Source organism: Caballeronia sp. 11_S32 (assembly GCF_056930355.1).
On sequence record NZ_JBXOWH010000004.1, the window covers coordinates 952,395 to 979,390 of the forward strand.

Annotated in this window: 29 protein-coding genes; 11 read left to right on the plus strand and 18 right to left on the minus strand. The window is 64.9% G+C overall.

The window, feature by feature from the left end; genetic code table 11:
* Positions 1 to 108 precede the first annotated feature (108 nt).
* Positions 109 to 1,365 (plus strand): aminotransferase class V-fold PLP-dependent enzyme, encoded by a 1,257-nt coding sequence (locus tag AC1Z32_RS30475; protein ID WP_483482551.1) that lies wholly within the window; start codon positions 109 to 111, stop codon positions 1,363 to 1,365.
* A 3-nt stretch (positions 1,366 to 1,368) separates the two neighbouring features.
* Here AC1Z32_RS30475 and AC1Z32_RS30480 read toward each other — a convergent pair whose 3' ends face one another.
* Complete coding sequence (locus AC1Z32_RS30480) at positions 1,369 to 2,199, minus strand: NAD-dependent protein deacetylase (RefSeq protein ID WP_483482552.1); 831 nt, start codon at positions 2,197 to 2,199, stop codon at positions 1,369 to 1,371.
* A 185-nt stretch (positions 2,200 to 2,384) separates the two neighbouring features.
* Between AC1Z32_RS30480 and AC1Z32_RS30485 the strand changes: the two genes are divergently transcribed.
* Positions 2,385 to 3,395: a zinc-binding alcohol dehydrogenase family protein gene (locus tag AC1Z32_RS30485; protein WP_483482553.1), complete on the plus strand. Its 1,011-nt coding sequence runs from the start codon at positions 2,385 to 2,387 to the stop codon at positions 3,393 to 3,395.
* A 16-nt stretch (positions 3,396 to 3,411) separates the two neighbouring features.
* On the opposite strand, the gene AC1Z32_RS30490 is transcribed toward AC1Z32_RS30485, so the two are convergent.
* From AC1Z32_RS30490 to AC1Z32_RS30500, 3 genes are all read right to left on the minus strand, one after another.
* Complete coding sequence (locus AC1Z32_RS30490; RefSeq protein ID WP_483482554.1) at positions 3,412 to 3,810, minus strand: GFA family protein; 399 nt, start codon at positions 3,808 to 3,810, stop codon at positions 3,412 to 3,414.
* Between the two features lie 22 nt (positions 3,811 to 3,832).
* Positions 3,833 to 4,393, minus strand: coding sequence for a hypothetical protein (locus AC1Z32_RS30495; protein WP_483482555.1), 561 nt, complete (start codon positions 4,391 to 4,393; stop codon positions 3,833 to 3,835).
* 201 nt (positions 4,394 to 4,594) lie between these two features.
* Positions 4,595 to 5,212, minus strand: coding sequence for an OmpW/AlkL family protein (locus AC1Z32_RS30500; RefSeq protein ID WP_483483349.1), 618 nt, complete (start codon positions 5,210 to 5,212; stop codon positions 4,595 to 4,597).
* 228 nt (positions 5,213 to 5,440) lie between these two features.
* On the opposite strand from AC1Z32_RS30500, the gene AC1Z32_RS30505 reads away from it, so the two are divergent.
* Positions 5,441 to 5,734 (plus strand): hypothetical protein, encoded by a 294-nt coding sequence (locus tag AC1Z32_RS30505; protein WP_483482556.1) that lies wholly within the window; start codon positions 5,441 to 5,443, stop codon positions 5,732 to 5,734.
* A 22-nt stretch (positions 5,735 to 5,756) separates the two neighbouring features.
* On the opposite strand, the gene AC1Z32_RS30510 is transcribed toward AC1Z32_RS30505, so the two are convergent.
* The 9 genes from AC1Z32_RS30510 to AC1Z32_RS30550 form a co-directional block, all read right to left on the minus strand.
* Positions 5,757 to 6,290 (minus strand): hypothetical protein, encoded by a 534-nt coding sequence (locus AC1Z32_RS30510; RefSeq protein ID WP_483482557.1) that lies wholly within the window; start codon positions 6,288 to 6,290, stop codon positions 5,757 to 5,759.
* 118 nt (positions 6,291 to 6,408) lie between these two features.
* Positions 6,409 to 7,119 carry an extensin-like domain-containing protein gene (locus tag AC1Z32_RS30515; RefSeq protein WP_483482558.1) on the minus strand — a complete coding sequence of 237 codons (711 nt, stop codon included), beginning with the start codon at positions 7,117 to 7,119 and terminating at the stop codon, positions 6,409 to 6,411.
* Between the two features lie 9 nt (positions 7,120 to 7,128).
* A complete protein-coding gene (locus tag AC1Z32_RS30520; protein WP_483482559.1) occupies positions 7,129 to 8,181 on the minus strand; it encodes an NAD(P)/FAD-dependent oxidoreductase in 1,053 nt (350 codons plus the stop codon).
* Positions 8,182 to 9,219: 1,038 nt separating this feature from the next.
* Positions 9,220 to 10,029 (minus strand): c-type cytochrome, encoded by an 810-nt coding sequence (locus tag AC1Z32_RS30525; protein WP_483482560.1) that lies wholly within the window; start codon positions 10,027 to 10,029, stop codon positions 9,220 to 9,222.
* Positions 10,026 to 11,651 (minus strand): cbb3-type cytochrome c oxidase subunit I, encoded by a 1,626-nt coding sequence (locus tag AC1Z32_RS30530; RefSeq protein WP_483482561.1) that lies wholly within the window; start codon positions 11,649 to 11,651, stop codon positions 10,026 to 10,028. The genes AC1Z32_RS30525 and AC1Z32_RS30530 overlap by 4 nt, the downstream gene beginning before the upstream one ends.
* On the minus strand, positions 11,641 to 12,207 hold the full coding sequence (locus AC1Z32_RS30535) for a cupredoxin domain-containing protein (protein ID WP_483482562.1): 567 nt from the start codon (positions 12,205 to 12,207) through the stop codon (positions 11,641 to 11,643). The genes AC1Z32_RS30530 and AC1Z32_RS30535 overlap by 11 nt, the downstream gene beginning before the upstream one ends.
* Before the next feature lie 19 nt (positions 12,208 to 12,226).
* Positions 12,227 to 12,397: a hypothetical protein gene (locus AC1Z32_RS30540; RefSeq protein ID WP_483482563.1), complete on the minus strand. Its 171-nt coding sequence runs from the start codon at positions 12,395 to 12,397 to the stop codon at positions 12,227 to 12,229.
* A gap of 13 nt (positions 12,398 to 12,410) precedes the next feature.
* Positions 12,411 to 13,628, minus strand: coding sequence for a c-type cytochrome (locus AC1Z32_RS30545; protein ID WP_483483350.1), 1,218 nt, complete (start codon positions 13,626 to 13,628; stop codon positions 12,411 to 12,413).
* 58 nt (positions 13,629 to 13,686) lie between these two features.
* Positions 13,687 to 14,298, minus strand: coding sequence for a c-type cytochrome (locus AC1Z32_RS30550; RefSeq protein ID WP_483483351.1), 612 nt, complete (start codon positions 14,296 to 14,298; stop codon positions 13,687 to 13,689).
* A gap of 303 nt (positions 14,299 to 14,601) precedes the next feature.
* Here AC1Z32_RS30550 and AC1Z32_RS30555 point away from each other — a divergent pair, with 303 nt between their 5' ends.
* Positions 14,602 to 14,790, plus strand: coding sequence for a hypothetical protein (locus AC1Z32_RS30555; RefSeq protein ID WP_483482564.1), 189 nt, complete (start codon positions 14,602 to 14,604; stop codon positions 14,788 to 14,790).
* Here the strand turns inward: AC1Z32_RS30555 and norR are convergent.
* Entirely contained in the window at positions 14,783 to 16,375 is a 1,593-nt protein-coding gene (gene norR / locus AC1Z32_RS30560) for a nitric oxide reductase transcriptional regulator NorR (RefSeq protein ID WP_483482565.1), read from the minus strand. The genes AC1Z32_RS30555 and norR overlap by 8 nt on opposite strands.
* A gap of 124 nt (positions 16,376 to 16,499) precedes the next feature.
* Between norR and hmpA the strand changes: the two genes are divergently transcribed.
* The 7 genes from hmpA to AC1Z32_RS30595 all read left to right on the plus strand — a co-directional run bounded on the left by hmpA (position 16,500) and on the right by AC1Z32_RS30595 (position 21,511).
* Positions 16,500 to 17,681, plus strand: coding sequence for an NO-inducible flavohemoprotein (gene hmpA / locus AC1Z32_RS30565; protein WP_483482566.1), 1,182 nt, complete (start codon positions 16,500 to 16,502; stop codon positions 17,679 to 17,681).
* A gap of 215 nt (positions 17,682 to 17,896) precedes the next feature.
* On the plus strand, positions 17,897 to 18,334 hold the full coding sequence (locus tag AC1Z32_RS30570; protein WP_483482567.1) for a carboxymuconolactone decarboxylase family protein: 438 nt from the start codon (positions 17,897 to 17,899) through the stop codon (positions 18,332 to 18,334).
* Positions 18,335 to 18,344: 10 nt separating this feature from the next.
* Positions 18,345 to 18,755, plus strand: coding sequence for a cupin domain-containing protein (locus AC1Z32_RS30575; protein WP_483482568.1), 411 nt, complete (start codon positions 18,345 to 18,347; stop codon positions 18,753 to 18,755).
* Between the two features lie 16 nt (positions 18,756 to 18,771).
* Positions 18,772 to 19,716 (plus strand): dicarboxylate transporter/tellurite-resistance protein TehA, encoded by a 945-nt coding sequence (tehA, locus tag AC1Z32_RS30580; protein ID WP_483482569.1) that lies wholly within the window; start codon positions 18,772 to 18,774, stop codon positions 19,714 to 19,716.
* 7 nt (positions 19,717 to 19,723) lie between these two features.
* Positions 19,724 to 20,953: an NnrS family protein gene (locus tag AC1Z32_RS30585; RefSeq protein ID WP_483482570.1), complete on the plus strand. Its 1,230-nt coding sequence runs from the start codon at positions 19,724 to 19,726 to the stop codon at positions 20,951 to 20,953.
* A 77-nt stretch (positions 20,954 to 21,030) separates the two neighbouring features.
* Positions 21,031 to 21,174, plus strand: coding sequence for a hypothetical protein (locus AC1Z32_RS30590; protein ID WP_483482572.1), 144 nt, complete (start codon positions 21,031 to 21,033; stop codon positions 21,172 to 21,174).
* 160 nt (positions 21,175 to 21,334) lie between these two features.
* Positions 21,335 to 21,511 carry a hypothetical protein gene (locus tag AC1Z32_RS30595; RefSeq protein WP_483482573.1) on the plus strand — a complete coding sequence of 59 codons (177 nt, stop codon included), beginning with the start codon at positions 21,335 to 21,337 and terminating at the stop codon, positions 21,509 to 21,511.
* Between the two features lie 205 nt (positions 21,512 to 21,716).
* Here AC1Z32_RS30595 and oxlT read toward each other — a convergent pair whose 3' ends face one another.
* The 4 genes from oxlT to AC1Z32_RS30615 form a co-directional block, all read right to left on the minus strand.
* Positions 21,717 to 23,024 carry an oxalate/formate MFS antiporter gene (gene oxlT / locus AC1Z32_RS30600; RefSeq protein ID WP_483482575.1) on the minus strand — a complete coding sequence of 436 codons (1,308 nt, stop codon included), beginning with the start codon at positions 23,022 to 23,024 and terminating at the stop codon, positions 21,717 to 21,719.
* 350 nt (positions 23,025 to 23,374) lie between these two features.
* Complete coding sequence (locus tag AC1Z32_RS30605; protein ID WP_483482576.1) at positions 23,375 to 24,790, minus strand: OprD family outer membrane porin; 1,416 nt, start codon at positions 24,788 to 24,790, stop codon at positions 23,375 to 23,377.
* A gap of 229 nt (positions 24,791 to 25,019) precedes the next feature.
* A complete protein-coding gene (oppF, locus tag AC1Z32_RS30610) occupies positions 25,020 to 26,003 on the minus strand; it encodes a murein tripeptide/oligopeptide ABC transporter ATP binding protein OppF (RefSeq protein ID WP_483482577.1) in 984 nt (327 codons plus the stop codon).
* Positions 25,996 to 26,994: an ABC transporter ATP-binding protein gene (locus AC1Z32_RS30615; RefSeq protein ID WP_483482578.1), complete on the minus strand. Its 999-nt coding sequence runs from the start codon at positions 26,992 to 26,994 to the stop codon at positions 25,996 to 25,998. The genes oppF and AC1Z32_RS30615 overlap by 8 nt, the downstream gene beginning before the upstream one ends.
* Positions 26,995 to 26,996: the final 2 nt, after the last annotated feature.

Here is a 26,996-nt window from a genome sequence, read left to right on the forward strand (position 1 = left end):
AAGATTCGGATCGGCCGCGCGGCGAATTCACACGGCGATGGCGGATCGGCGATACTGAACGTTCGTGCTCGTCTCCTCAACTCGTCGATTACTCAATATTCCGAACCGATGTCCGATTCCCTCGACTACCGCACGCCCGAATTCGAAGCCGCGCTCGCCGCGCTGCCGCCTACGCCCGCGACCGGCCTCGCCGCCGACGAGCACTATTGGGACGCCGTGCGCGGCCTGTGGCGCCGCTCGGATGCGCTGATCAATCTGGAGAACGGCTTCTGGGGTGCGATGACCGAGCCGGTGAAGGCGATGTTCCAGCACTGGACCGAACGCGTGAATCACGAGACGACGCTCCTGATCCGCCCGCATCTGATGTCGCTGTATCAGGGCTTGCGAGAGCGGCTCGCGGCGGCGATGGGCTGCGCGGTCGAGGAAATCGAGCTGACGCGCAACGCGACCGAAGCGCTGCTCGCGCTCATCAGCGGCTACAACCGCCTGGCGCCTGGCGATACCGTGCTCTACAGCGATCTCGATTACCCGTGCGGCAAGGACGCGATGGAATGGCTGCGCGAGCGGCGCGGCGTCACCCCGGCGCGCATCACGATGCCCGAGCCCGCCACACGCGAAGCGGTGCTGGATGCCTACGCGAAGGCGCTGCGCGACCATCCGCGCACGAAGCTCGTGCTGCTCTCGCATGTGTGCTTCGCGACCGGCCTCGTGCTGCCCGTTGCGGAGATATCGGCGATGGCGAAGAAAATGGGCGCGGACGTGATCGTCGATGCCGCGCATTCCTGGGGACAACTCGATTTCGACGTGCCCGACCTCGACGCCCCCTTCGCCGCACTGAATCTGCACAAGTGGATCGGCGCGCCGCTCGGCTGCGGCGCGATCTATATCCGCCGTGGACACGTCGCGTCGATCGATCCGTATTTCGGCGACCGCACCTGGCCCGCCGACGACATCCGCGCGCGCGTGCATACCGGCTCGCCGAACTTCGCCGCATGGTTCACGCTGCCGTCCGCGCTCAATGTGCATGGCGCGATCGGGGCAAAGGCGAAGGAGGCTCGCCTGCGTGCGTTGCGCGACGCCTGGGCCAAACCGGCGCGTGAACTTCCCGGCGTGCAGATCATGACGCCCGACGACCCGTCGATGACTGCGGGCATCACCGCGTTCCGGCTGAACGGTCACACGACCAAAGCCGCCTGCGATGCGATCGTCGCCGCGTTGCGCGATCGCTTCGGCGTGTTCACCGTGACGCGTCCCGGTCCCGACGCGGGCGAAGTCGTCCGCGTGACGCCCGCGCTCTTTTCGCGCATGTCGGATGCGAAGCGTCTCTACGAAGGCATCGAAACGCTATCGCGCGAATCGAAGTAAGCGCTAGCCCGCCACCGGCCGCGCGTCGAGGCGCTCGATCAAGCCTGCGAGCGCCTCCGAACACGGCGCTTCGATCTTCAGCGCGAGGAGCGCGTCGGCGCGCGTCTTGCCCATGTTGATCGCCGCGATCGGCTTGCCGCTTTTCGCGGCCCACTCGCAGAAGCGATAGCCCGAATAGACCATCAGCGACGAGCCGACGACGAGCATCGCGTCAGCGGCTTCGAGCGAGCGCGCCGCGTCGTCGACGAGCGCGCGCGGCACGCTTTCGCCGAAAAACACCACGTCGGGCTTGAGCACGCCGCCGCAACGCGTGCAGCCGGGCACATCGAACGAGGCGAAGTCGAGGTCCTCGATGTGCGCGTCGCCGTCGGGCACCGCGGGCGCCGTATAGCCGACGAAATCCGGATTCGCCGCTTCCAGCATGCGCTGCACCGCCGCGCGCGTATGGCGCTCGCCGCATTCGATGCAGCGCACGCGCCCGATATTGCCGTGCAGCTCGATCACATCGGGATTGCCGGCGCGTGTGTGCAGGCCGTCGACATTCTGCGTGACGAGCCGATGCACCCGCGAACGCGCCGCCAGCGCCCGCAACGCGTGATGCGCGGCGTTCGGCTCGGCTTGCGCCACGACCGGCCAGCCGATCAGGCTGCGCGCCCAGTAGCGGCGCCGCGCGTAGTCCGAGCCGAGAAAATCCTTCAGCAGGATCGGCGCGCGGCCGGTGCGCTGGCCCTCGCGGTCGCGATAACAGGGAATGCCCGATTCCGTGCTGATGCCCGCGCCCGAAAGCACGAAAAGCCGCGGATGCCGTTCGACGAATTCATGAAGCTGCTGCACGTGGGTTCCTTATGACGCGCGTCACGCGCGGTTCGTCCTCGTCGAAATATAAGGTGAAACCGCGCGCGCCGCTGGCCGCACTTCTGGCCTTACCACTTTTTCAATATTGAAATTGGCTTGACCAAATCGGCTGGCGTCGTTAGATTGTCGGACGCCCCACTCCAACGACACCACGAGACACGAGCATGCTGACCGTCATTTGCGAAACGCCCGGAACCCTGAAAGCCGAACAGCGCGAGAAGCCGCAGCGCGGCGACAACGAAGTGCTGCTGCGCGTGAAGCGCGTCGGCGTGTGCGGCACGGACCTGCACATCTTCACCGGCAATCAGCCGTACCTTTCGTATCCGCGCGTGATGGGCCATGAACTCTCCGGCGTGATCGAGGAAGCGGACGCGTCGAGCGGCCTGAAGGCGGGCGACACCGTGTATGTCATGCCCTATCTCTCGTGCGGAAAATGCATTGCGTGCCGTCAGGGCAAGACCAACTGCTGCGTGAACATCCAGGTGCTGGGCGTGCATCGCGACGGCGCGTTCACCGAATATCTGAACCTGCCCGCGCAATTCGTCCACAAGGCTGAAGGCGTCACGCTCGATCAGGCCGCGATGGTCGAATTCCTCGCGATCGGCGCGCACGCCGTGCGCCGCGCGGATGTGCAGCCGGGCCAGCGCGTGCTGGTGGTCGGCACGGGTCCTATCGGCATGGCGGCGATCACCTTCTCACGCCTGCGCGGCGCGAACGTCACGGCCCTCGACACGCGCGAAGACCGCCTCGCGTTCTGCAAGCGCGAACTGAAGGTGGATGCGACCGTGCAGATCGGCGAGCACGACAAGGACGAACTGTCGAAGCTCACGAACGGCGAATTTTTCGATGTCGTGTTCGACGCGACCGGCAACTCGCGCGCGATGGAGCGCGGCTTCGAGTTCATCGCGCACGGCGGCAAGTATGTGCTGGTGTCGATCGTGCCGGACCGCATCTCGTTCGCCGATCCCGAATTCCACAAGCGCGAAGCGACGCTGCTCGCGAGCCGCAACGCGACGCCCGAGGACTTCGAAACGGTGCTCGCCGCAATGCGCAAGGGCGAAGTGCCGACGGACGCGCTCAACACGCATCGCCTGACGCTCTCGGACGTGCCCGAGCAGTTCTCTTCCCTGCTCGATCCGAAGGCGGGCGTCGTGAAGGCGATCGTCGAGTGCTGATGTGCTGATCGCCTGATCAGGGCGCGCCGCGTGCAAAGCGCGGCCGCCCGTGCGCGTCGTGCCACGGCTCGGCGCTCTTGCACCAGATTTCATACTGCGGCGGATAAAGCCCGGTTTCATCGAAGATGCCGGTCGGCACTTCGATCTCGTCCACGCCGTCGAAGGCTAAGTAAATCGGCGAGCCGCATGCCGGACAATGGTGCCGCTTGCCGGCCGGCGAGCTTTCCCACGCGACCGTGTCGCCCGTTACCTGAAACGCATCGCGCGGGAAGATCGCATACACGCCGAACGGCGCGCCGTGAATGCGGCGGCACGTCATGCAGTGGCACAGATTCACTTCCTTCGGCTCGCCCGCGACGCGCACGCGCACCGCGCCGCACGCGCATCCGCCTTCGTGGACGGGCTGGGCGTTCATGCGGCGGGCGCGCGTCGAGGTTTCATCGCACGAAGTAACCGCGGTTCTGCATGCAGTCGCTATAGGCGCGCCAATAACGCGCCATCGGCGGTTCGGGCGGCGGCAGCGGCGGCATCTTCATGTCGCCGCCGTAGATCGCATCGGAGGCGCCGGATGCTCCGGCCGCCATCGATGCCGGCATCGCAGGTATGCCGGGCATTGGACCGGACGCGCCGGGCGGCATGGACGCGCCCGCCATCGGCACGGCCGATGCGCCCGAAGCCGCAATTGCCGCCGACGCACCCGATGCCGCCACCGCGGCTGAAGCCCCGTGCGCGCCCGATGCTGTCGGCGGCAGCGGCGGCTCGACCGGACGCGGCGGCGTGAGCACGCGCGTTTCGCGCTGCGCATCGCGCGGCGGCGTCTGCGATTCGCGCGCCATGTTCACTTTCGTCGTCTGATTGGCGTAGCCGTAGCACGCGGCGTTATCGATCGATTGCTGCCACGCGCTCTGGCTGCGGCCGGGCACGGTGAGCGGCTGTTGCGCGAAGGCGGCGCCACACGCCGCGAGCAAGGCGATTCCCGCGTAAGTGGAAGGTCTCATTGGCTTGCGGTTCCCCGATGCGGTTTTATTAGTCGTTGCAGGCCGCGCCGTCACGAATGATCGAACGGCGCGAGTCTGCGCCGGGCCTGCTGTCAAGGATACCGCGAGCGCGTGACGGTCCACGCCAGAAGCACCGGCATCTTCCGCCAATTTTTCAGACATGGAGCGAGTCCGCTCACATGGAGCGGGAAACGTCGCGCGTCAGAACTTCATGCCGACGCCGAGGCCGATGACCCACGGATCGATCTTCAGCGAGCCGAGATCGGCGCCGTCCGCCGACGCGCTCGTGCGCATCCAGATCTTCTTGAGATCCGCATTGACGAAGACGTTCTTCGCAACCTGCACGTCGACGCCCGCCTGCAGCGCCGGGCCGAAGCTGCTGTGCTTGATCGAGACCGGCGTATCGCCCGCCTTCAGCTTGTCGTTATAGAAGTACGTGTAGTTGATGCCCGCGCCCACATACGGACGCACGCGCCCCGCGTGATTGAAGTGGTATTGCAGAAGCAGTGTCGGCGGCAGCACGCCCACGCCGCCCAGCCCGCCGATGCTCGATGTCACCTGATGCCGCGACGTCGCGAGAATCAGCTCCACGCCGATCTGGTCGCGGATCATGTAGGTGAAGTCGAGCTCGGGCACGATCGCGTTGTTCACGCCGACGCCGAGCGTGCCGAGCGCGCCGCCCGCTGTCACATCGGGCTGAATGCTGATCGCGCGCAACCGCACGAGAACGTCGCCCGCATGGATGCCGCCCATCGAATCGTTCGACGATGCATCGCCCGCCGCGTGCGCGGCGCCTGCGAACAACGCCGCGCATGCCATCGCAGTAGCCCCCAAAGCTTTTCTCATCGCTGTCTTTTCCCTATTGAAAGTAGGGATTTTCCCGGGTGCCCGCGCAGGCGCCCTTGACTGTGGTCAACGCTTAATTGCGCGCTCGCAGCCCTATGCGACAACACTTGAGAAACGGCAAGCATGCGGGCGAAAGCCGCATGCTTCCGGGTCCGCAGCTTGCTAGCCAGAAAGAAAGTGCAGAACAAAGGGAGGCAACAGATGAGACCCAGACTCGGCACACTCGGGCGAATCGCGGGGATTCTTCTCGGCGGCACACTGGCCGTCGCGGCAAGCGCCCAGCAGGGGCAGCAAAAACCGAACAAGCTCGATTACGACAGCACGCCCGCGTATCAGGAGAAAAACGTCACGCCGCCGGCGGCGGCCGCCGCGAACGCCAGCGACGCGCTGAAGACACGGCCGGGCCAGGCATCGCCGGGCAAGGGTGCGGCGCCCGAGCGGCCGAATGGACTCGGCTTCGACGCGGGCGCGAGCAGCATGGGCAAGAAGCAATAAGGCGGCGCGTGGCCGCCTTCGCTCAAGCGTTATCGGCGCCGGCGGGTTTATCGGGCCACGGCCACGTCGAATAGCGCGACGGTTTGTCGGACGCGGCCTTGCCTTTCTGTTTCTGCGGCGCGGCGGCGGGCGCCGCCTCGTGCGCCGGGGCCGCGCTTTTCGCGACGTCCGGCAGATCCTCGCCGAACCACGGCGCGTCCTTGCGCCGCTCCACTACGTACGCCTCCCAGCCCTTCGCGTTGTCCGCGAAGAGATCGTGCTTCACCGTGTTGGCGAGCAGCGGGCGATTCAGCGTTTCGTCGAGCAGCGCCTTCGGCCACACGAAGAACGCACCCGATGCGCGGCGGATGAAATCGCGCGGCGCCATCTTTTCGTCGATGAAGCCGAGCAGCGTGAAGCCCGCGAGCGCTTCGTTGCCCTTCACCGCTTCGCCGATGCTCGCGTAATCGTCGGCGCATTGGCTCAGGCAAAACACCGACTCCAGCACATCGCCGAGATGCAGCAGCAATGCGCGTCGTTCGTAGGGATCTTGCGTGGCGGTTTGTTGTTTCGTCATTCGCTGTTCCGATATGTCGAGGGTGGATTCTGCGGCGCGCACATGCCGCACGTGCCGCGTTCATCTCGATTTTAGCGAACCCGCCGCGACACGTCGGCGCGCGAGCGCTCCAATCGCGCTAACGGCAGACGCGGTACGGGCCCATATCGACGTGAAAATGCGTCTTGTGCAGTGCGTTGTAGTCCGGGCCGAGGGTCGTGTCGAAAGAACGGCAGGCGCCTTCGTGAACGCGCCGCAGGAACAGTCCATCGGGCGATGCGGCATCGTCCCAGCGCGCGAGCGTGATGCGCCGTCCGTCGTCGAGCACGAAGCCCGTCAGGTCGATGGCGTTCGCGCTCGCGTGCTGACTCAGCGCCGTGTCCTGCTGATGATTCACGTTGCGGCACGCATAGCTGCCCACGTGCTCGATGCGCGCGACGCGCTCGCCGAAGCTTTCGAGCGCGGCAGGCTGAAGATACTGATGCTCGAAATACGCCATGCCGAGCGCGAGTGGGCAGGTCGCGAGAAAAGGCGCGCTGAAGCGGATGTCCTCCGACTGCGTGACGCGCACCACGTCCTTGAGTTCGCAGCCGCCCGCCCCTGTTGCATCGGCCATTTCACGATAGACGAGACCGGAGCGCGCGAGCGACGCATCGCAGAGATGCGCGTCGTGCATCGTGCGCCATAGTTTGAAACGCGTGAGCGGACCTTGCGGCGCGCGCACGTCGAGCGGCGTGAACGGATCGTAGCGCTCGGGCACCACGATGCGCTTCGAGTACACCGCATAGCCGAACGCGATCGCGCCGGCGAGCGACGCCAGCACCAGCCATCCGGCGATGCGTGCGATCACGCGCGGCGCTCACGCGTTGTCGGCCGCGTGCGCGGCAATCACGCGCTCTGCGAGCTTGGTGTCGTAGCTCGAATGCACATGCACGCGCTTTTTCTCGGGATACGCGTACGAATACGCCTTGCGCAATGCGAGCGATGCTTCGTGAAAGCCCGACAGAATGAGCTTCTGCTTGTTCGGATAGTTGGCGATATCGCCGATCGCGAAAATGCCGGGCCGCGACGATTCATAGTTCGACGTATCCACTTCGATACGCCCGCCGCGCACATCCAGATTCCATGCGGCGATCGGCCCCAGCTCCGAGACGAGGCCGTACATCGCGACGATCTTGTCCGCGGCGATATCCGTCGCGCCTTCGACCTGCTTGATGCGCACGCCGCGCAGCTTGCCGTCGGGCGCATCGAGCGACTCGATCATGCCGACGACGAAGTCCATTTCGCCCGCATCGACCGCGCGTTTCATCGTCGCGACGGAGTTCGCCGTCGCCGAGAAGCCATTGCGCCGATGCACGAGCGTGAGCTTCCTCGCGATGCCCTTCAGCGCGAGCGCCCAGTCGAGGGCCGAATCGCCGCCGCCCGCGACGATGATTTCCTTGTCCGCGAAATCCGCCGCGCGCGAGACGCTGTAGTGAATGTCGCTTCCTTCGAGCGCGGCTGCTTCGGGCAACTGCAGGCGTTGCGGCACGAACGCGCCGTTGCCCGCGGCAATCATGATCGCGGCGCAGTCGAACGTCATGCCGCGCGCGGTCGTGACCGTCCAGCGGTGATCGTCGCGCTGGATCACGGACTCCACGCGTTGATCTAGATGGATCGGCACATCGAAGGGCAGGATCTGCTCCAGCAGACGATCGACGAGTTCACGCGCGGTGCATGACGGGATCGCGGGGATATCGTAGATCGGCTTGTCGGGATAGAGCTCGATGCACTGCCCGCCGATGCGCTCGAGCGTATCGACGATCTGGCATGTGAGGCCGATCACGCCAGCCTCGAATGCGGCGAATAGGCCTACGGGGCCCGCGCCGATGATCAATACGTCGGTTTTGATTGCTTCGCTTTGGGGTTCCATTTGGGATTTGCTTTCCTTTGATCTGCCGGTTTTTTCAGCATTCTTCGGGCCACGATACAGAAAGCGTCGTGAGGGGGCAATGAAGCCCCTGTTCGCTTAGCAGCGGTTGGCTTTTGGTTTTCGCTTGCCTGCGCTTTCTTGGAATTCTGCTTTCGTGTCGGTCTATTGGCGTTGCCCCTGTGCGGGGCGGCAGTCGCTTTCTTTTGCTGTCGCTGGTGTTTCGGGGGCCGGCCGCTGTCTATCTGCGCTTCTGTGCAATCCTGCTTTCGTGTCGGTCTATTGGCACTGCCCCTGTGCGGGGCGGCAGTCGCTTTCTTTGCTGCTGTCGCTGGTGTTTCGGGGGCCGGCCGCTGTCTATCTGCGCTTCTGTGCAATCCTGCTTTCGTGTCGGTCTATTGGCACTGCCCCTGTGCGGGGCGGCAGTCACTTTCTTTGCTGCTGCAAAGAAAGTAACCAAAGAAACAGCTTGTCCCATCCAAAGTGCTTCAAGCCGGCCCCGGCACAGAAGATGGCACGTGGTCCGGCAGTAGCGAGTGCCCTCATAGGCCTAACCGGGCGTGGACCGCGCACGGTCTGACAAGCTAGAACATTAAGGACGCTGGTTCAGCACCATATAGCTCCGGCACAGCGCTACGCGCTGCCGTTGGGTCTGCAAGGGGAACCAGCGAGATACGGATGCAGTGAGATAGAAGCGTTAGTAAGGAAGCACACGCATCCCCGGTGGACTGGTCGGCCGCGCAGCGGGCCGGAGCTATTTGGCGCCTTACCAGTCAGTTATGCGGCGCGATGTGGCAGACCGTGCGCGATCCAAGCCCGATTAGACCTTTGAGGGCACTCGCTACTGCCGGACCACATACCATCTTCTGTGCCGGGGCCGGCCTGAAGCACTTTGGATGGGGATAGCTGTTTCTTTGGTTACTTTCTTTGCAGCAGCAAAGAAAGTGACTGCCGCCCCGCATAGGGGCAACGCTAATAGACCAACATGAACACGGGATCCGGCGAAAACCCACCCCGACCACACCCAGGCCCCAACCCTAATCACTTCGCCCCGGCATTCAACTCCCTGGCGTAATACATCGCCGCGGCATCGATCTCCTCAGGCGTCATGTTGCGCGCAACATTGCGCATGACTTCATTGATATCGTTCGTCCGGGTGCCATTGGAGAACGCAACCAGTTGCGCCTTGGTATAAGACGCCGGCAACCCATCGAGCCAGGGACTGCCCGCCTTGTTATCGATGCCCCCATGACACGCCGCACAAGGCGCGATATTGCGCATCGGCGCGCCATGCGCGACGATCGGCGGCGCAAGCGAATCGCTCACCTTGCGCTGCGCGGGCGGCCTCGGCAAGCTCGCATAGTAAGCCGCGAGATCGCGCATGTCCTGATCGCTCAGGTTCATCGCCATCGGCGACATCACCGCATTGGTCCGCGCGCCCTTCTGAAAATCGATCAGCTGCTTGTAGATCACCGACGCATACTGACCCGCGAGATTCGGCGAGTTGGCCTCGCTCATGCCGCGCTCGCCGTGACACATCGTGCAGCGCAAGGCCAAGGTCGCGCCGCGCCCGATCGAGTTCGCGCTCGCATTCGCAAGCAGTTGCGGCGTGACCTCGACGCTCGTCAGCTTCATCTTCGGCTCGACCGTCGTATCGCCCGAATACCAGCTGCGCGGCACGCCCGCCGCGCTGCAGATCGCGTTCCAGATGCCGGTGAACTGCGCATCGCGATGCACCGAAGGCAACCACACGAAGCCGATCAAAATCGATATCACCGCAAGGGCGATCGTCCCCAATACGCTGACCGAGAACCAGCGGTTGCGGAATGTGAAGAGGCGTTCGTCGCTCATCGCTGCGCTCCGATCGGCACCGCGGGCACCGCCGTGTCCGAACGCGCGAGCAGTTGCGCGATCGGAAAGCCGTAGTTGACGAGCGTGAGGCCGATCATCAGCACGAGCCACAACGCGAAGCCGTTCAATGCAACCGGTATGGTGCGCGGCTCATGCACCGCGCGGCTGAAGCTGAACTCCTCGACCGCGATCTTCGGCGCGCGATGCGCCTTGATCAGCACGATGAAGAACAGCACCGCCGACACAACCAGGATGAATCCGCCCACCACCGAGATCACGACCGACAGCGCCTGCGCCGCGATCTCCGGGTCCTTGTAGTCGTAGAACGCCATGCGCCGCGGCATCCCCAGAATGCCGACGAAATGCCACGGGAACGTCAGCACGATCATGCCGATGAACCACAGCCACAACTGCCAGCGCATCAGCTTCACGCTTTGCAGCGCGCGGCCCGTCAAGTGCGGCCACAGGTCATACGCGATCACGAAGTACATGATGACGATCGCGCCCGCGAAGATCAGATGGAAATGGCCCGTGATCCATTGCGTGTTGTGCACGGTGGAGTCGAGCTGATAGCTCATGTTGATGAGACCGCCCGCGCCGCCGAAGCCGAGCATCACGAAGGAGAACGCGACGGCGAGCATCATCGGGTTGTCCCAGGGCAGCGCCTTGATCCAGCCGAGCGCCCCCTTGCCGCCGCGCAGGCGCGCCGCGATCTCCACCGACGCCGAGATCGTGAACACGGTGAGCAGCGTCGGCACCGAGACGAGCGCGGTGAACACCGAATGCAGGAACTTGAAGCCCGAGCCCACTTGCGGATCGGCGAACAGATGGTGGATGCCGATCGGCATCGACACGACGAGGAACAGGATGAACGAGATGCGCGCCATCGCATCGCTGTACAGGCGGCCGCCGATCGCGCGCGGAATGATCGTGTAGTACGCGATATACGCCGGAATCAGCCAGAAGTAGACGATCGCGTGCAGCGTCCACGAGAAGAACACGCGCGCGAGGCCCGCGTCGATAGTGGTCTTCCAGCCGATCGCGACCGGCAGGATCATGAAGATCACCTCGATCGCCGCGCCCACCGCCGTCCAGCCCCACAGATACGCGCCCGCGACCGTTGCGAACATCGCGAGCGGCACAGGCTTGCCGCGGTTCTCGCGCTTCCACGAAGCGAGATTCACCGACATCAGCGCGACCCAAACCCACGAGCCGACCACGACGAACACCACGCCGACGTAATAGAACACGTTGCCGATCATCGGCGGATAGAAGGTATAGAGCACGGAGGCGAGGCCCATCGCGACGGGCACCGTCGCCGTGACCGCGCCGATGGCCACGAGCCAGAAGCCGAGCCACGCCCAGCGCAGCCCGACGAGCGGGCGCTTGAGCGCGAGCTCGCTGACCGCATAGCCGAAGCCCATCGCGATGAGCGTCGGAAACGCGTAGCCCATCACGGTGCCGTGCTCCGTCACCGAGCGATAGTACAGCTCGGGATTCTGCAGCCACGGATGCAGCGGGCTGCGCACGAGCATCTGCCATGCGCCGAGCAGCAGCGCAACGCCGAAGGCGATGAACGCCAGCCAGAAATGCGCGAGTACGAGGCGCTTGCTATTGAACACAGGACACTCTCCGCGAATTGGCCGGCAGCTTGTCGGCCATCTGCATGAATTCGGCGCGATCCACCACCTTTACATGCGCCCACATGTTCTGATGCCCGGTGCCGCAGTACTCGTGGCAGGGCATCAAATGCTCGCCGGGCTTGTCGAAGGTCGTCTTGAAGGTCGAGACGTAACCCGGCTCCAGCATCGAATTGATGTTGGTGTTGGTGATCAGAAAACCGTGCACGACGTCGGAGCTCGTCGCGCGGAACGTGACCGGCACGCCCGCCGGCACGACGAGGCACTGCGGCGTGAACGAGTACTGCTGCGCGACGATGCGCACCGTGACCGAGCCGTCCGCCTCGGGCGCGCTGCCGAGATTGCTCTCGATGAACTCGCCCGACACGTGCAGCGTTTCGGGGCGAATCGTCTCGACGCGCGAGGGCGGCATCATCGCCCAGTGAATGCCGGTATAGACGACCATCGCGACCAGCACGCCGACGATGACGAGTACGAGAATCGCCCAGCGCCGTTCGACCCGTTCGGCGACGTCGTGCGAGCTTGGATTGATGGCCATATGCGCTTGTCTTAGTGAATCACTGGATCACGCCACGCGGCAGGAACACGGCGAAGTAGAAGATGAACCAGATGCCGATCACGATGGCGGTCGCGATGCCCGCGAGCGCGATCGCGCCCGACGGGCCGCGCTTCACGATCTCGTCGAGCTTCGCGTCATCCTTCGCGATTTCATTCGGGTCTTCGGTCATGGTGTGTCGATGTTCAATAAAGTGGCGCCGAACGCAATTCGTTCACTTCCTTCACGGTCACCGGCGTGCCGCGATTGCCCCACGCGGTGCGGATGTACGTGACCACCGCCGCGACCTCGACATCCGAGAGCGACTGCGCGAACGGCGGCATGCCGTAGGGCTTCGGGTTCTTGAACGTGCCCGGCGGATAGCCGCCGTTCAGCACCATGCGGATCGGGTTCACGGCCGAACTCATCACGATCGACTGGTTGTTCGCGAGCGGCGGGAAATCGGGCGGCTTGCCCTGGCCTTGCGCCGCGTGACATTCGGCGCATTGGGCGTCGTAGATTTTTTTGCCGAGCGGCGAGAGGCTCGTTTTCTGTTCGACGACGGCCTGGCTCGGCGGCTCCGACTTGTCGCCGGACCGCGCGGGCAGCGCCTTCAGATAGACGGACATCGCGCGGACGTCTTCCTCGGTCAGATATTGGAGGCTGTCGTAGACAACTTCGGCCATCGGACCATAGACCGCGCCGCGATTCGACACGCCCGCATGCAGCAGTCCGACGATGTCCTCGATGCTCCAGTCGCCCAAGCCCGCTTCCTTGTTCGACGTGAGCGACGGCGCGTACCAGTTCTGAATCGGGATCAGGCCGCCTTCGAACGCCTTCGACGACACGTTGCCGCCGAGCGCGTTGATCGCCGTGTGGCACATCGAGCAATGCCCGAGGCCTTCGACGAGATAGGCGCCGCGGTTCCATTCGGCCGACTGCTTCGGATCGGGCTGATACTCGCCCTCCTTGAAAAAGAGCGAGCGCCAGCCAAGCAGCAGTTGCCGCTGATTGAACGGAAAGCGCAGCTCATGCGGCCGGTTCGGCTGATGCACGGGCGGCGTGGACATCAGGAACGCGTAGATGGCGTCGGAGTCGGCGCGCGTGACCTTTGTATAGGACGCAAAGGGCATGGCGGGATAGAGCAGCGAGCCGTCGCGGGACTTGCCGGTGTGCATCATCGCGTAGAACTCGTCGGCGCTCCATTGACCCAGGCCCGTCTCTTTGTCCGACGAAATATTGGGCGTATAGAGCGTGCCGAAGGGCGTGTCCATCGGACGGCCGCCGCCGAAGGTCTTGCCCGCGGGCAGCGTGTGGCACGCGATGCAGTCGCCCGCGCGCGCGAGGTATTCGCCGCGCTTGATGGTGGCGGCGTCAGCCGCTTGCGCCGCGGTCGATGCCAAAGGCGCGGCGCACGCCGCCATGAAGACCGCGACGGTCAGCGCTCGGATATGTCGAAAACGGAGCACGTCGGGTCCTCGGTTAGTTGTGAACGCTGCCGCAGGCGAGCGGCATCTTGATCGAACCGGCAGCCACCGGCACCGGATTGGCCGGCGCGGGCAGCGACGCGAGATAGGCGGCGATCGCGGTGATGTCGCGCTCCGAAAGCAGCTTCGCGACCTGCCCCATGCAATCGGGCGGGACGGTCGAGCGCGTGCCGTAGCGCCACGCGCCGAGCTGCGCGCTGAGATAGTCCGCGTGCAGGCCCAGCAGCCCGGGAATGGCGGGCTCCATGCCGGTCATGGCCGCGCCGTGGCAGCTCACGCAGGCAGGCACCTTGCGCGATGCATCGCCCTTCGTGACGAGCGCCTTGCCGAGATCGAGCGTCTTCGCATCGACGGTGACGGCGGCGGGCGGCGGGAACGGCGGGCGCTCGCTCGCGAAATACTCGGCGATCTGCTTCAGATACGCGTCGGGCAGATACGCAAGCAGGTAGTTCATCGGCGGATACTTGCGCCGGCCATCGCGGAACGCGAGCAGCTGGTTGTACAGATAGCCGGCGGGCTTACCGGACAGGCGCGGGAAGTAGTCGTTGTCGGTGCCCTCGCCGTGCGGGCCATGACAGGCCGCACAGCCCATCACGCGGGCCTGCATCGTATCCGGCGCACGTTCGAGCGGTGCGCCCCCGGAGGGCGTTTCCTTCGGGGCGTCTGCCGCGAACGCCGCGATGCTGAAAAAGGCGAAGAGCGCGGACAACATGAAAGCACTGCGCTTTGCCACGTTTCGCACGTAACCCCCGTTGTCGATTTGCCGTTGTTCGATTTGCCGGACGCTTCATGCGTGTCGTCCGACGCGGTTCTTCATGGCACTGCAATGGTCTTGCCGCCGATGGGTTGCGATTGGCTTTTCTGATCTTAGAAGAGACAGCCCGTTTTTCCCAGCTTTGAGATTGTCTCAATGCGTGACATCGATGCGTATGACACACCTGAACGTTTTTTGCGTTCGAACAATGAATCGGATCTTTTTGAGATGAGCAATTGCCTTGTGGCAGCCGGCTGTGGATTATGGAAGGTTGGTTTGCGCCGCCAAACCGATCATTTCGAGATACGCGATGCGCTGCCGGCGCCGCGCGGACCGGTCATTTGAGACCGAGCCGCTTCGCCAGGCGATTGAGATTCGCGCGATCCATGCCGAGCTCGCGCGCGGCCGATGCCCAGTTCTGGTCGTGACGCTTGAGCGCGTCGAGGATGAGCGTGCGCTCGTAGACCGTCACCGCTTCGCGAAAGTCCGCGCCCGGCGCGGGCGATGGCATCGTCGGCGGCGTATCCGGCGCGGTGGCGCCGTCGCCCGCGAGCGTCAGATCAGCGGCCGTCAGCGTGAGGATGCGCGGGCGCTCCCGATGCGCCGCGAGCGCCTTGAGCGCGCTACGTCCGACGAGATGCTCCAGCTCGCGCACGTTGCCGGGCCAGCGATACGCGAGCAGCGCGGCCTGCGCGTCAGGGGAAAGACGCAGGCTGAGCAGGCCGAGGCGCGAACGGTTCTCTTCGAGAAAGTAGCCTGCGAGCAGGAGCACGTCCCGCCCGCGCTCGCGCAGCGGCGGCACGACGAGCGGATACACCGACAGCCGGTGATAAAAATCCGCGCGAAAGCGCCCTTCGCGCACTTCCTCGGCGAGATCGCGATTGGTTGCGGCGATCAGCCGCACATCGACCTTGTGCTCGCTGTCCGAGCCGATGCGCTGCAACTGGCCGTTCTGCAGCACGCGCAGGAGCTTCGCCTGCACGGGCAGCGGCAGTTCGCCCACTTCGTCGAGAAAGAGCGTGCCGCCGTCGGCGAGCTCGAATTTGCCGCGCCGGTCCGACGACGCGCCCGAAAACGCGCCGCGCACGTGCCCGAACAGCTCGCTTTCGACGAGCGTATCGGGCAGCGCCGCGCAGTTGAGGCTGACGAGCGGCTTGTCGGCCCGCGGCGACAGCGCGTGGATTTCGCTCGCGACCAGTTCCTTGCCGACGCCCGTCTCGCCGGTGATGAGCACCGTGAGATCGCTCGACGCGACGATCGCGATTTCTTCCTGCAGACGGTTGTGCGGCCCGCTGCTGCCGATCATCTCGCGCCGGCGCGGCCCGCTCGCCTGCCGGTACACCTCCGCGCGCTGTCGCTCGGCCTCGCTCGTTCGCGCCAGCGTATCGATGCGCTCGGACACGCTCACCGTCGCCGCCGCGAGACTGAGGAACGCCTGGAGGGAGGCCATGTCGATGCCGTCGAAGCGCGCGGGATCGAGCGCATCGAGCGTGAGCAATCCCCACGCGTGCCCTTTGATGATGAGCGGGCAGCCGAGACAATCGTGCACCTCCAGATGTCCGCTCACGCCTTTCACGAGTCCGTCGTAGGGATCGGGCAGATCGGAGCCCGCGGCGAAGCGCGTCGGCTCCTCGCGCGCGAGGATGCGCGCGAACCGCGGATGCTCGCTCACGCGAAAGCGCCGGCCGAGCGTATCGCTCGACAGACCGTCGATGGCGAGCGGCACGAGCGTGTCGCCATCGAGCCGCAAAAGGGCGGTGGCGTCGCTCGGAAACAGCGCGCGCAAGGTGTGCAGCAGACGCCTGTAGCGCTCGGTGTCGGGCATCTCGCTCGACAGGTCCTCGATCAGCGGAACGAGGGCATCGAGCAGCACCCGTGAAGTCATTGCGACTACTTCAGCAGTCTTTTTGACTAGAGTCGAATCGACCATGGCAAACATTAAGCAATTGATTTATCGACGATTCTACCTTGGCACGGTTCGTGTATAAGATTGTGCCGAAGATTTCGACGCGGAAGCGCCCCGCTTCCGCCTTCATCACACGAGGAACCGAAGAATGCTGTCAGCAGAACACCGTGCCATCGTCAAGGCAACCGTCCCTCTTCTCGAAAGCGGCGGTGAGGCGCTCACCAGGCACTTCTACAACAAGATGTTCACCGAGTACCCGGAAGTGCGCGCGATGTTCAACCAGGCGCACCAGGCGAGCGGCGCGCAGCAACGCGCGCTCGCCAACGGCGTGCTGATGTACGCACGTCACATCGACGAACTGGAAAAGCTCGGCGGCCTCGTCGGGCAGATCATCAACAAGCACGTCGCGCTGAACATTCAGCCGGAGCATTATCCGATCGTCGGAACCTGCCTGCTCAAGTCGATCCGCGAGGTGCTCGGCGAGGAAATCGCCACCGACGCGGTCATCGATGCGTGGGCAGCCGCTTACGGGCAGCTCGCCGATCTGCTGATCGGGCTCGAGGAAGGCATCTACAGCGAGCGCGAAAAGGCGCCGGGCGGCTGGCGCGGCACGCGGCGCTTCGTAGTCGCGCGCAAGGAGAAGGAGAGCGATGAAATCACGTCGTTCTATCTCGTGCCCGAGGACGGCGCCGCCCTGCTCGACTTCCATCCGGGCCAGTACATCGGTCTGCGCATGTTCATCGACGGCGAAGAACTGCGCCGCAACTACTCGCTCTCCGCCGCGCCCAATGGCCGCGAATACCGCATCAGCGTGAAACGCGAGACGAACGGCAAGGTGTCGAACTTCCTGCACGAGAACGTGCGCGAGAACGACGTGCTGGATCTCTATCCGCCCGCCGGCGACTTCCGGCTCGAACAGAGCGACAAGCCACTCGTGCTGATCAGCGGCGGCGTCGGCATCACGCCCACGCTCGCGATGCTGCAGGCCGCGCTCGAAACGAAGCGCCCGGTCCACTTCATCCACTCGGCGCGGCACGGCGGCGTGCATGCGTTCCGTGCGGTCATCGAGGATCTGGCGGCGCGTCATCCGCAGCTGAAGCGTTTTTACTGCTACGAGCACAAGCGCGACGGCGATCATGAAGCGCACGGCATCGGCTTCGTCGACGAGAAGCTGCTCGACACCTGGCTGCCGAAGAACCGCGATGTCGACGCGTACTTCCTCGGACCGAAGGCATTCATGAAGGCCGTGAAGAAGCATCTGAAGGCGCTCGGCGTGCCCGACGCGCAGAGCCGCTACGAGTTCTTCGGCCCGGCCACGGCGCTCGACTGATTTTCGCGCGGAACACGGCGCCCTCTCGACCCGCGGCGCATTCGCCCGCGGGTTTTTTTGTGTTCCAGCGTCGCGCGGCAACCGCTTCGAAACGCTTCGCTGGTCACCCAAAATTCCTGAAAACCGGTCATTTCAAATGACCGCTCCGAGGCCTAATCTTCTCTTGCCGCGCCGATGTGGCGCACCTTCCGAAACCAAGCAAAGAGGATACTTCCATGGAACAACGTCTCGATTTCTATAAGGCCAGCCCCGCCGCGATCAAGGCGCTCGTTGGCGTCGAAGAGCGCATCGCCAAGTCGGCGCTCGAAAAATCGCTGACCGAGCTGGTGCGCCTGCGCGCTTCGCAGATCAACGGCTGTGCGTTCTGCGTCGACATGCACACGACCGATGCGCGCAAGGGCGGCGAGACGGACCGGCGTCTCGCAACCGTGGTCGTGTGGCGCGAAACGCCGTTCTTCACCGACCGCGAACGCGCCGCGCTGGAATGGACCGAGGCGTTGACGCTGATCTCGCAAGACCACGTGCCCGATGTCGTATGGGAAGCCGTGAGGCCGCACTTCAGCGACGAGGAAATCGCCGACCTGACGCTGCTCGTGTGCGCGATCAACAGCTGGAACCGCTTCGCGATCGCGTTCCGCAAGACGCCCGCGTGAGGACATCGACATGAGCATTCGCAGCATTCTCCTTGTGGCGGCCGCGCTGACGATCGGTGCGGCGCATGCCTCGGCGCACGACACGAAGGACGCGGAGACCGTCACGCCGGTCATGAAGCAGGCCATTCCCGAAGCAGCCCGCAAGAACGTGCTGATGGCGACGGTCGCGTACAAGCCGGGCCAGGCGTCCGAAGCGCACATGCATCCGGGGTCGATCTTCGCGTACGTCCTCGAAGGCCATGTGACCTCGCAGCTCGAAGGCTCGGCCGCGAAGACCTACGGCCCGGGCGAATCGTGGTACGAGCCGCCGGGCGCGCATCACGTCGTCTCGAAGAACGCGAGCGCGACGAAGCCGGCGAAGCTGCTCGTGTTCGCGCTCGTCGGCGAGGCCGATCCGGTCAAGCAGCCGATTCCTCACTGATCGAGGCGATGAAACCGTGAACCGCTCCCATGTCCCCGCTTCGCTCTTCAGCATCGTGCTCGGCCTGTCCGGGCTCGGGCAATCGTGGCGCGTCGCGGTGCGGCTATGGAACGCGCCGGCCGTGGCGGGCGAAGCGGTGCTCGCCGTCGCGACGCTCGTCTGGGGCGCGCTCGTGCTCGCCTATGGCGCGCATGCGCTGCGCGACCCGGCGCGCGTCGCCGATGAATTCGCGCATCCGGTCGGCGGCGCGACGCCCGCGCTCATCGGCATCTCCACTTTTCTCGTCGCGCAGGCCGTGCTGCCGTATTCGCGCCCGCTTGCATCGCTGCTGACGCTCGCGGGCATTGCGTGGCATCTCGCGTTTTCCGCGTGGCACACCGGCGTGCTGTGGCAAGGCGGCCGCGAAGTCGCCGATACCGCGCCGACGATCTATCTGCCGACCGTCGCCGGCAACTTCACCGGCGCGGCCGCGCTCGGCGCGCTCGGCGCCGCCGACTGGGCGTGGCTGCTGCTCGGCGCCGGCGTCTTCTCGTGGCTCGCGCTCGAACCGCTCGTGCTGCGCAGGCTGTGGCACCGCGAGCCGATGCCGGTCGCGGAGCGTTCGCTCGTCGGCATCCAGTTCGCGCCGCCCGTCGTGTGCGCGGCGGCGGTGCTCGCCGTCGAGCCGGGCGCGGCCAGCCGGTGGCTCGTCATGCTGCTCGGCTACGGACTCTTCCAGTTGCTCGTCGGCTTGCGGCTCAAATCGTGGCTCGGCGCTCAGCCCTTCGCGCATTCGTGGTGGGCATACAGCTTCGGCGCGGCGTCGGGGACGCTCGCGTGCGTGAAGCTCGCGCTCGCCGGCGTGCCCGCCGCGCGCGCGCTCGCGCTGCCGATGTTCGTCGGCGCGAATCTGCTAATCGGTTACTTGTGCGTGCGCTCGCTTGCGCTCCTTGCGCTCGCGCGCACGACGGTTTCATCGTGAGGATGTCATGAAGATCGCAGAACCCAATGCCGTTTTCGTCGCTGCGCCCGAGAGGCGCGAACCGAAGCATCGGCGGCGCCTGGCGCTGCTCAATCTCGGCTTCAGGCCGTTGTATCTGTGCGGCGCGGCCTTCGGCGCGCTCGCGCTGACCGTGTGGATGCTCGTGCTGTCGGGCGTGCCGGTTCGCGGCGGCTACCTGCTGCGCGCGGACCCGATCGGCTGGCACGCGCACGAAATGGTGTTCGGCTTCGCGGCGGCGATCATCGTCGGCTTTCTGCTGACTGCCGTGCGCGCGTGGACCGGCCGCGACACGGCCAAGGGCGCGGCGCTCGCCGCGCTCGTGCTCCTCTGGCTCGCCGGACGCGTGCTCGCGTGGAGCGGCCCGGCGCTGCCCGCCGCGATCGTCGACAGTACATTCCTCCCGGCCGCCGCGCTGTTGCTGCTGCGCGTGCTCGTGAAAGCGGGCAACCGGCGCAACTACTTCATCGCGGTCGTGCTGCTCGCGTTCGGCGCGCTGAATGCCGCATTCCACGCCTTGTCGATCGACGCGGGCCCCGATCTCGCGATGCGCGCCGTGTACGCGTCGGCGGGCATCGTCGTGCTGCTCGTCGGCGTGATCGGTGGCCGCGTGATCCCGATGTTCACCGCCAACGCAATTCCCGGCTTCGTCGCGCGGCGTTGGCGCTTCGTCGAACTGACGATCGCGCCGCTCACGCTCGCGGCGTTCTTCGCGGACGCCTTCGCGCTCGATGGCGCGATCGTCGCGCCGCTCGCCCTCTTAGCGTGCGGCGTGCATCTCGCGCGGATGATCGGCTGGCGATCGTACGCCGTGCGCGGCCGGCCGATTCTCGCGATCCTGCATCTCGCCTATGCATGGCTGCCGGTCGGCTTCGCGCTGCTCGCGCTGTCCGCGCTCGGATGGACGCGCGTACCGCACAGCCTCGCGATGCATGCGTTCGCCACCGGCGCGATCGGCGGCGCGATCATCGCGATGATCACGCGCACCGCGCGCGGGCATACGGGGCGGCCGCTCGTCGCGGACAAACGCGATGTCGCGTGCTACGCGCTCGTGATGGCGGCCGGCGCGCTGCGCGTGCTCGGACCGCTCGCCGCGCCCTCGTGGCACACGACATGGATCTTCGCCGCGGGCATCTGCTGGGCGCTCGCGTTCGCGCTATATGTCGCGGCGTATGCGGCGCCGCTCTTCAGGCCGCGCGAGGATGGCAAGCCGGGCTGAGGCGGCGACTTTTTTTGACATCGGCGCAGGCGTGGTCGGCGAGAATCGCGCCCGCCTTTCCCTATTCCGATGTCGATATGAAGCACTTTCGTTTTCTTCGCGCCGCCGCTGTTCTCGTGGCCGCGTGCCTTGCCCTTTCCGGCTGCGGCCTCTTCGGCTGCGGCCTCTTCGCGAGCAACGGCGGCGGCTTTGGCGGCTGCAGCGTGGGCACGCGCTTCTGAGCGTTCGCCCCTCCGCATGCGGGGCTCGCTTCGTCTGTCTCCTGAATAATCGCGCCGTCCCCGCGCGAGCCGGGTTTGCCCGCCCGCCGCGCACGACGACACTATGTTCATTGTGCAACCGCCGGCGGCATCATCGAACCGGCATCGGATGGAGACAGGCATGAACGCTTATCTGGGTCTGGCACTTCTCGCTCTCGTCGCGCCGGCGTCCGCGTTGGCATTTCGGGCGCGGGCCGCCAGCATCGATGCATGCGTGCCGCGCCTCGCGTATCGCGACGACGAGCGCGGCGCATCCAATCCGAGGCGTCATCTGCTTTCGTTTCGCGCGTCGCCGTAGCGTCCCGGGAGCGCTCGAACCACGGGGATGAATCACGGGATAAGGGAGCGAGGAGACCATCTGCCGGCGGCACGACAAGACGCGCATCCGCGATGCGGCTCACATGCCGCATCATCAGTCGCAAACAGCGGACAAGCGCAAGCTCGATAACTATAAGCGGGCGACACGCCGGGTCGCCCGCCCTGCCTGCGTCATGCCCTCGACGTCATTCCTTCAATGGCGTGTACGGCATGTCCAGCGATGCACTGCGCGCGTGCTTCTGCGAATGTGCATTGCGCATCGGCTTCAGCACGAAGATCGCAAGCAGCGCCGAGATCGCCGCCATGCCCGCCGCGAGCATGAAGACCGCGTGCCAGCTTCCGGTCATCGTCGTGATGACGCTCGAGAACGGCACCAGAAGCGCGGCCGTGCCCTTCGCCGTATAGAGCAGACCCGCGTTGGTCGCCGCGAACTTCGGACCGAAGGTATCGCCGCACGTCGCCGGGAACAGACTATAGATTTCGCCCCACGCGAAGAACACGATGCCCGTCAGCACGACGAACGCGACCGGGCTATGCCCATACTTCGACAACGCGACGATGCCCACCGCTTCGATCGCGAAGGCGAGGAACATCGTGTTCTCCCGCCCGATGCGATCCGATACCCAGCCAAAGAACGGCCGCGTCAGGCCGTTGAGCACCCGGTCGATCGTGAGCGCGAAGGTCAGCGCGGGCAGCGTCAGACCGAGGATCGACACGGGCGAATCGTGCAGACCGAAGTCCTTCGCGATCGGCCCGAGCTGCGCGGTCGCCATCAGGCCGCCGGCGGCCATCATCACGAACATCAGGTACATGACCCAGAAGATCGGCGACTGCAACACCTGTTTCGGGCTCGCGTTGTAGACCGCGGCCTTCACCGTGCTCTTCACCGACGCGATCATCTGCGCGGGCGGCGCAAAGAGCGCCATGCCGAGCAGGAACACGATGAGCCCCTGGCCGAGGCCGAACCACAGGAAGGTCGCTTCGTAGCCGCTCGACTTGATCATGTGCGCGATCGGCACGACGGTCGCGGCCGAGCCCATCCCGAAGCCCGCCGCCGTGATGCCCGCCGCCAGTCCACGCCGCGCCGGGAACCATTTGAGCGCATTGCCGACGCAGGTGCCGTACACCGCGCCCGCGCCCACGCCGCCCACCGCCGCCGCGAAGTACAGGAGCGGCAACGACGACGCCACCGAGTTGATCGCCCACGCGATCGCGCACAGCAGGCCGCCGCCGACCACGACAGGGCGCGGTCCGTACTTGTCGACGAGATAGCCTTCGATCGGCACGAGCCATGTTTCCGTCACGACGAAGATCGTGAACGCCACCTGGATCGCCGCGCGACCCCAGTGATACTTCTCGTCGATCGGATTGACGAAGAGTGTCCAGCCGTACTGCATGTTGGCGATCATCGCCATGCAAATCACGCCGAAAACCAACTGCACCCACGGCGACGCTAGACGCGACGCTCCTTCCTGGCGGTCACTCTGGTTCATTCCCATGCCTGTCTCCTTGGCAACTTTGCCTTGTGTATGCGGACGCCGAACGGCGCCTCCCGCGACGGTTTTCATTCGTCGTCGATATACACAATATGTGATATATCAAGTAAGTCAAGCGAAAGAAACCGCGGGGTTTTCACTTATGAAAGCCGCGTTCGTAAGCGCATGAAAGCTGCAGTGGGTTGCATCGAGCAGACAAAAAAAAGCCCGGCAGAGAAAGGCCTGCCGGGCGATGAGCGTGGGCGAGACATGGCAATCCGCAGCACGCACTCTCTTTATAAATGAAAGATAAACGTAATGTAAATGGGTATTTTTGTAGGGTTTACACTGCGCCGCCTTCGAGAGCTTTAGAAGACGTTCACGGGCACGTTGACCATCAGGCGGTACACGTCGCTCGAACCATCCGGATAGTACGCACTGTTGCTGTGATGGTGCATGTAGTAGAACTTGACCGACGTGTTCTTGAACTTGCCGTCCGGCACCGTGTAGCTCGGGATCACGCCGAATTCGTAGTGCGTGCCGCCGATTGGCTGACCTTCGCCCACCGCGCCGCCCGACCAGTAATGCCCTGCCTGCGAGTTGCCGCTGTAGGCCATCGACGTGCCATCGGCGCCCCAGCCGTAGGCACTCCACATCGTCAGTTTGAGGCCCGGCACACCGTAGTCCTTCATGTTGAGCGTGTACGACAGGCTCACGGATTTTTCGTGCGGCTGGTTGTAGTCGACATCGAGCGAGTTCGACAGATAGTCGCCCGCCGACTGGCCCATGTAGTCGAAGGTCTGGTTGCTCACGATCTGCTGGAACGCGAACTGCAGCGTATGCGCTCCGTGCGTGCCGGCGAACGCGAGCGAATACGCGTTGTTGTTGATCGGGCCCTGCCGCTTGTCGCCGATCGCGCCCGTGTAGTAGTAGTTCAACGCGCCGGTCCAGCGAATCGACTTCGGATCGCCGATGCTCTGCGTCGCGGTCAGGTAATACTGCTGCCACACGTTGTTCGCGACGCTGCCGTAGAGCGACACGGCCGTATCGTCACCGCGCGTCCAGTCGCCGCCGAAGTAGGTGAACTGCGAGACGTGCGTGCCGCCGTACTCGGTTGTGAGACCGGTAACGGTGGTCATGCCGCGCGCAATCACGCCGTCCACCGTGCCGGCCTTCAGCGTGAGGTTCTTGATCTCGTCGCTCGCGAGCGAGAAGCCGCGGTATGTCGGCGGCAATGCGCGGTTGTCATGCGGTACGAGGAACGGATTGTCGAAGAGCTGCTGACCGTACTTGAGCACCGTGTTCGACACGCGCGCCTTCACATCCCACACGCCGGGATACGCCCATGCGAGTTGATTCGATCCGCCGCCGTCCGTGCCCACGTGCACGCGATTGCCCGCTCCGACGCCGCCGTTCAGCTTGAACGCGCCGAAGAGCGACACGTCGCCGCCCAGCCCGATCAGTCCCTTCGTATAACCGGATTCGAACACCGCCTGCGCGCCCAGCACCCACGCGTCCTTCTTGCCCGCGCCCTTGAACTCGTCATGCTCGGTAAACGAGCGCAGCAACAGGTTCAGATGCGAATCCTCGATGAAACCCTTCGACTTCGCCTGGCTGCTCACCGGCGCGTCCGCTTCGGTGTTCGGCGGCGAATCCGGCGGCGCCTCCGTATGGCGCGACGGCGGCTGGGCATCGGTTTCATCGGCGTGCGCGGCGAACGCGGCGGCCATGAAACCGCTGAACAGCAAAATCGATAGCGCGAGTGAACGTTTTTGTTTTTTCACGAAAAAGTATCTCCAATTTTGATTCAACTTCTGACGGCTTGATCGAAACTCAGGATTGCCAAACGCCTCACCTGGCGACGCATGCCGTCGAGGCGTACAGGCGATGTGGCGAACGGAGCGAAAGGCGCGCGGCGCGCGGGGCGCCTGGGTCATCGGGCGGTGTTTATTGCGGGGAAGTCGTGTCCTCGAATGTCATTGATCTTGTTATGGGCGTGAACGCGTTATCGGCTCACGCAAGGAGGCACGCCGCCGCCGCATCCGCTCCGAGCGCGCGCAGCGCGGGCACTTCGCGCGAGCAGCGCGGCTGCGCGATCGGGCAGCGCGTATGGAAGACGCAGCCCGATGGCGGATCGATCGGGCTCGGAATATCGCCCGACAGGATCTGCACGACCTTGCCGCGCTCGACCGCCGGATCCGGCACCGGCACGGCGGAAAGCAGCGCGCGCGTGTACGGATGGCGCGGCGTGTCGTAGAGCGCGTGCTTCTGTGCGAGCTCCATCACGCGGCCGAGATACATGACCATCACGCGATCGGAAATGTGGCGCACCACGGCCAGATCGTGCGCGATGAAGATGAGGGCAAGCTTCATCTCCTTTTGCAGCGACTTGAGCAGGTTGACGATCTGCGCCTGAATGGAAACGTCGAGCGCGGATACCGGCTCGTCGCAGATAACGAGTTTCGGCTCGACGATCAACGCCCGCGCAATGCCGATGCGCTGGCACTGCCCGCCCGAGAATTCATGCGGATAGCGGTTGATCATCTCTTCGCGCAAGCCGACCCTGGCCATCATCGCGCGCACCCGTTCTTCGATGTCGCGCTTGCCCATGCCCGGCCGATGCTCGGCGAGCGGCTCCGCGATGATCTGCCCGATCGTCATGCGCGGATCGAGCGACGCGAGCGGGTCCTGGAAGATCATCTGCACGTCGCCGCGCACGCGATGCCATTCGCGCTTCGATGCGCCCGAGAGCTTCGCACCCATCCACACGATATCGCCGGCGGTAGCGGGAATCAGGTTCAGGATCGCGCGCGACAACGTGGACTTGCCGCAGCCCGATTCGCCGACGACGCCGAGCGTCTCGCCCGCCTTCAGGTCGAAGCTGACGCCGTCGACCGCCTTGAGCGTGCGGCGCGGCGCCCACGGCAGGCGGCTCTTGGCCTTCACCTGAAAATGCACGCGCATGTCGCGCACGGAGAGGATCGTCGCGTCAGACATGGCTCGTTTCCTGATAACGGGTTTTCATCGCCTCGATGGGACGATGGCATGCGCGCAGCCAACGCGTGCCATCGACGGCTTGCAGCGCGGGCGCTTCATGCGCGCATTGGTCGCTCGCATCGGCGCAGCGCTCGTGAAACGGACAGCCCGCCGGAGGGTGCGCCATGTTCGGCGGATTGCCGGGAATGCCGGCGAGCTCGCCGCCGTCGTGATCGAGACGCGGCAGCGCGCGCAGCAGCCCGATGGTGTACGGATGCGAAGGCTTCGCGAACAGCGTGGCCGCGTCGCACTGCTCCATCACGCGGCCGCCGTACATCACCATCACTTGCTCGCACAGTCCGGCCACGACGCCGAGGTCGTGCGTGATCAGCACGATCGACGTGCCGAAGTCATGCTGCAGATTGCGCAGCAGTTGGAGTATCTGCGCCTGCACGGTGACGTCGAGCGCGGTGGTCGGCTCGTCGGCGAAGAGCACTTCGGGCTCGCACAGCAAGGCCATCGCGATCATCACGCGCTGGCGCATGCCGCCCGACAGCTCATGCGGATACTGCCCGATGCGATGCGCCGCCTCGGGAATGCGCACGGCTTCGAGCATCGAGATCGCGCGCTTTTTCGCTTCGCGGCGCGTGACGTTCTTGTGCAGCTCCAGCACTTCCGTCATCTGCCGCTCGATCGTCAGATACGGGTTGAGCGAGCTCATCGGGTCCTGGAAGATCATCGAGAGGCGATTGCCGCGGATGCGGTTCATCGCTTTATGCGGCATGCCAATGAGATTCTCGCCGCGATACAGCGCCTTGCCGCTCGCGCGCCCGTTCGATGCGAGCAGCCCGAGCATGGCGAGCACGCTCTGGCTCTTGCCCGAGCCCGATTCGCCGACGATGCCGAGCGTCTCGCCCTCCTCCAGCGTGAAGTTCACGCCGTTGACGGCGCGCACGGTGGCGTCGTGCGTCCTGAATTCGACCTGCAGGTCCTTGACTTCGAGTAGCGGCATGG

Bases quoted from the DNA above. Each gene is read 5' to 3' on its own strand.
- AC1Z32_RS30475 (WP_483482551.1), top strand. From the start codon at position 109: ATGTCCGATTCCCTCGACTACCGCACGCCCGAATTCGAAGCCGCGCTC.
- AC1Z32_RS30485 (WP_483482553.1), top strand. From the start codon at position 2,385: ATGCTGACCGTCATTTGCGAAACGCCCGGAACCCTGAAAGCCGAACAG.
- AC1Z32_RS30490 (WP_483482554.1), bottom strand. From the start codon at position 3,810: ATGAACGCCCAGCCCGTCCACGAAGGCGGATGCGCGTGCGGCGCGGTG.
- AC1Z32_RS30495 (WP_483482555.1), bottom strand. From the start codon at position 4,393: ATGAGACCTTCCACTTACGCGGGAATCGCCTTGCTCGCGGCGTGTGGC.
- AC1Z32_RS30500 (WP_483483349.1), bottom strand. From the start codon at position 5,212: ATGGCATGCGCGGCGTTGTTCGCAGGCGCCGCGCACGCGGCGGGCGAT.
- AC1Z32_RS30505 (WP_483482556.1), top strand. From the start codon at position 5,441: ATGAGACCCAGACTCGGCACACTCGGGCGAATCGCGGGGATTCTTCTC.
- AC1Z32_RS30510 (WP_483482557.1), bottom strand. From the start codon at position 6,290: ATGACGAAACAACAAACCGCCACGCAAGATCCCTACGAACGACGCGCA.
- AC1Z32_RS30520 (WP_483482559.1), bottom strand. From the start codon at position 8,181: ATGGAACCCCAAAGCGAAGCAATCAAAACCGACGTATTGATCATCGGC.
- AC1Z32_RS30525 (WP_483482560.1), bottom strand. From the start codon at position 10,029: ATGAGCGACGAACGCCTCTTCACATTCCGCAACCGCTGGTTCTCGGTC.
- AC1Z32_RS30535 (WP_483482562.1), bottom strand. From the start codon at position 12,207: ATGGCCATCAATCCAAGCTCGCACGACGTCGCCGAACGGGTCGAACGG.
- AC1Z32_RS30540 (WP_483482563.1), bottom strand. From the start codon at position 12,397: ATGACCGAAGACCCGAATGAAATCGCGAAGGATGACGCGAAGCTCGAC.
- AC1Z32_RS30545 (WP_483483350.1), bottom strand. From the start codon at position 13,628: ATGGCGGCGTGCGCCGCGCCTTTGGCATCGACCGCGGCGCAAGCGGCT.
- AC1Z32_RS30550 (WP_483483351.1), bottom strand. From the start codon at position 14,298: ATGCAGGCCCGCGTGATGGGCTGTGCGGCCTGTCATGGCCCGCACGGC.
- AC1Z32_RS30555 (WP_483482564.1), top strand. From the start codon at position 14,602: ATGCGTGACATCGATGCGTATGACACACCTGAACGTTTTTTGCGTTCG.
- norR (WP_483482565.1), bottom strand. From the start codon at position 16,375: ATGGTCGATTCGACTCTAGTCAAAAAGACTGCTGAAGTAGTCGCAATG.
- hmpA (WP_483482566.1), top strand. From the start codon at position 16,500: ATGCTGTCAGCAGAACACCGTGCCATCGTCAAGGCAACCGTCCCTCTT.
- AC1Z32_RS30570 (WP_483482567.1), top strand. From the start codon at position 17,897: ATGGAACAACGTCTCGATTTCTATAAGGCCAGCCCCGCCGCGATCAAG.
- AC1Z32_RS30575 (WP_483482568.1), top strand. From the start codon at position 18,345: ATGAGCATTCGCAGCATTCTCCTTGTGGCGGCCGCGCTGACGATCGGT.
- AC1Z32_RS30585 (WP_483482570.1), top strand. From the start codon at position 19,724: ATGAAGATCGCAGAACCCAATGCCGTTTTCGTCGCTGCGCCCGAGAGG.
- AC1Z32_RS30590 (WP_483482572.1), top strand. From the start codon at position 21,031: ATGAAGCACTTTCGTTTTCTTCGCGCCGCCGCTGTTCTCGTGGCCGCG.
- AC1Z32_RS30595 (WP_483482573.1), top strand. From the start codon at position 21,335: ATGAACGCTTATCTGGGTCTGGCACTTCTCGCTCTCGTCGCGCCGGCG.
- oxlT (WP_483482575.1), bottom strand. From the start codon at position 23,024: ATGAACCAGAGTGACCGCCAGGAAGGAGCGTCGCGTCTAGCGTCGCCG.
- oppF (WP_483482577.1), bottom strand. From the start codon at position 26,003: ATGTCTGACGCGACGATCCTCTCCGTGCGCGACATGCGCGTGCATTTT.
- AC1Z32_RS30615 (WP_483482578.1), bottom strand. From the start codon at position 26,994: ATGCCGCTACTCGAAGTCAAGGACCTGCAGGTCGAATTCAGGACGCAC.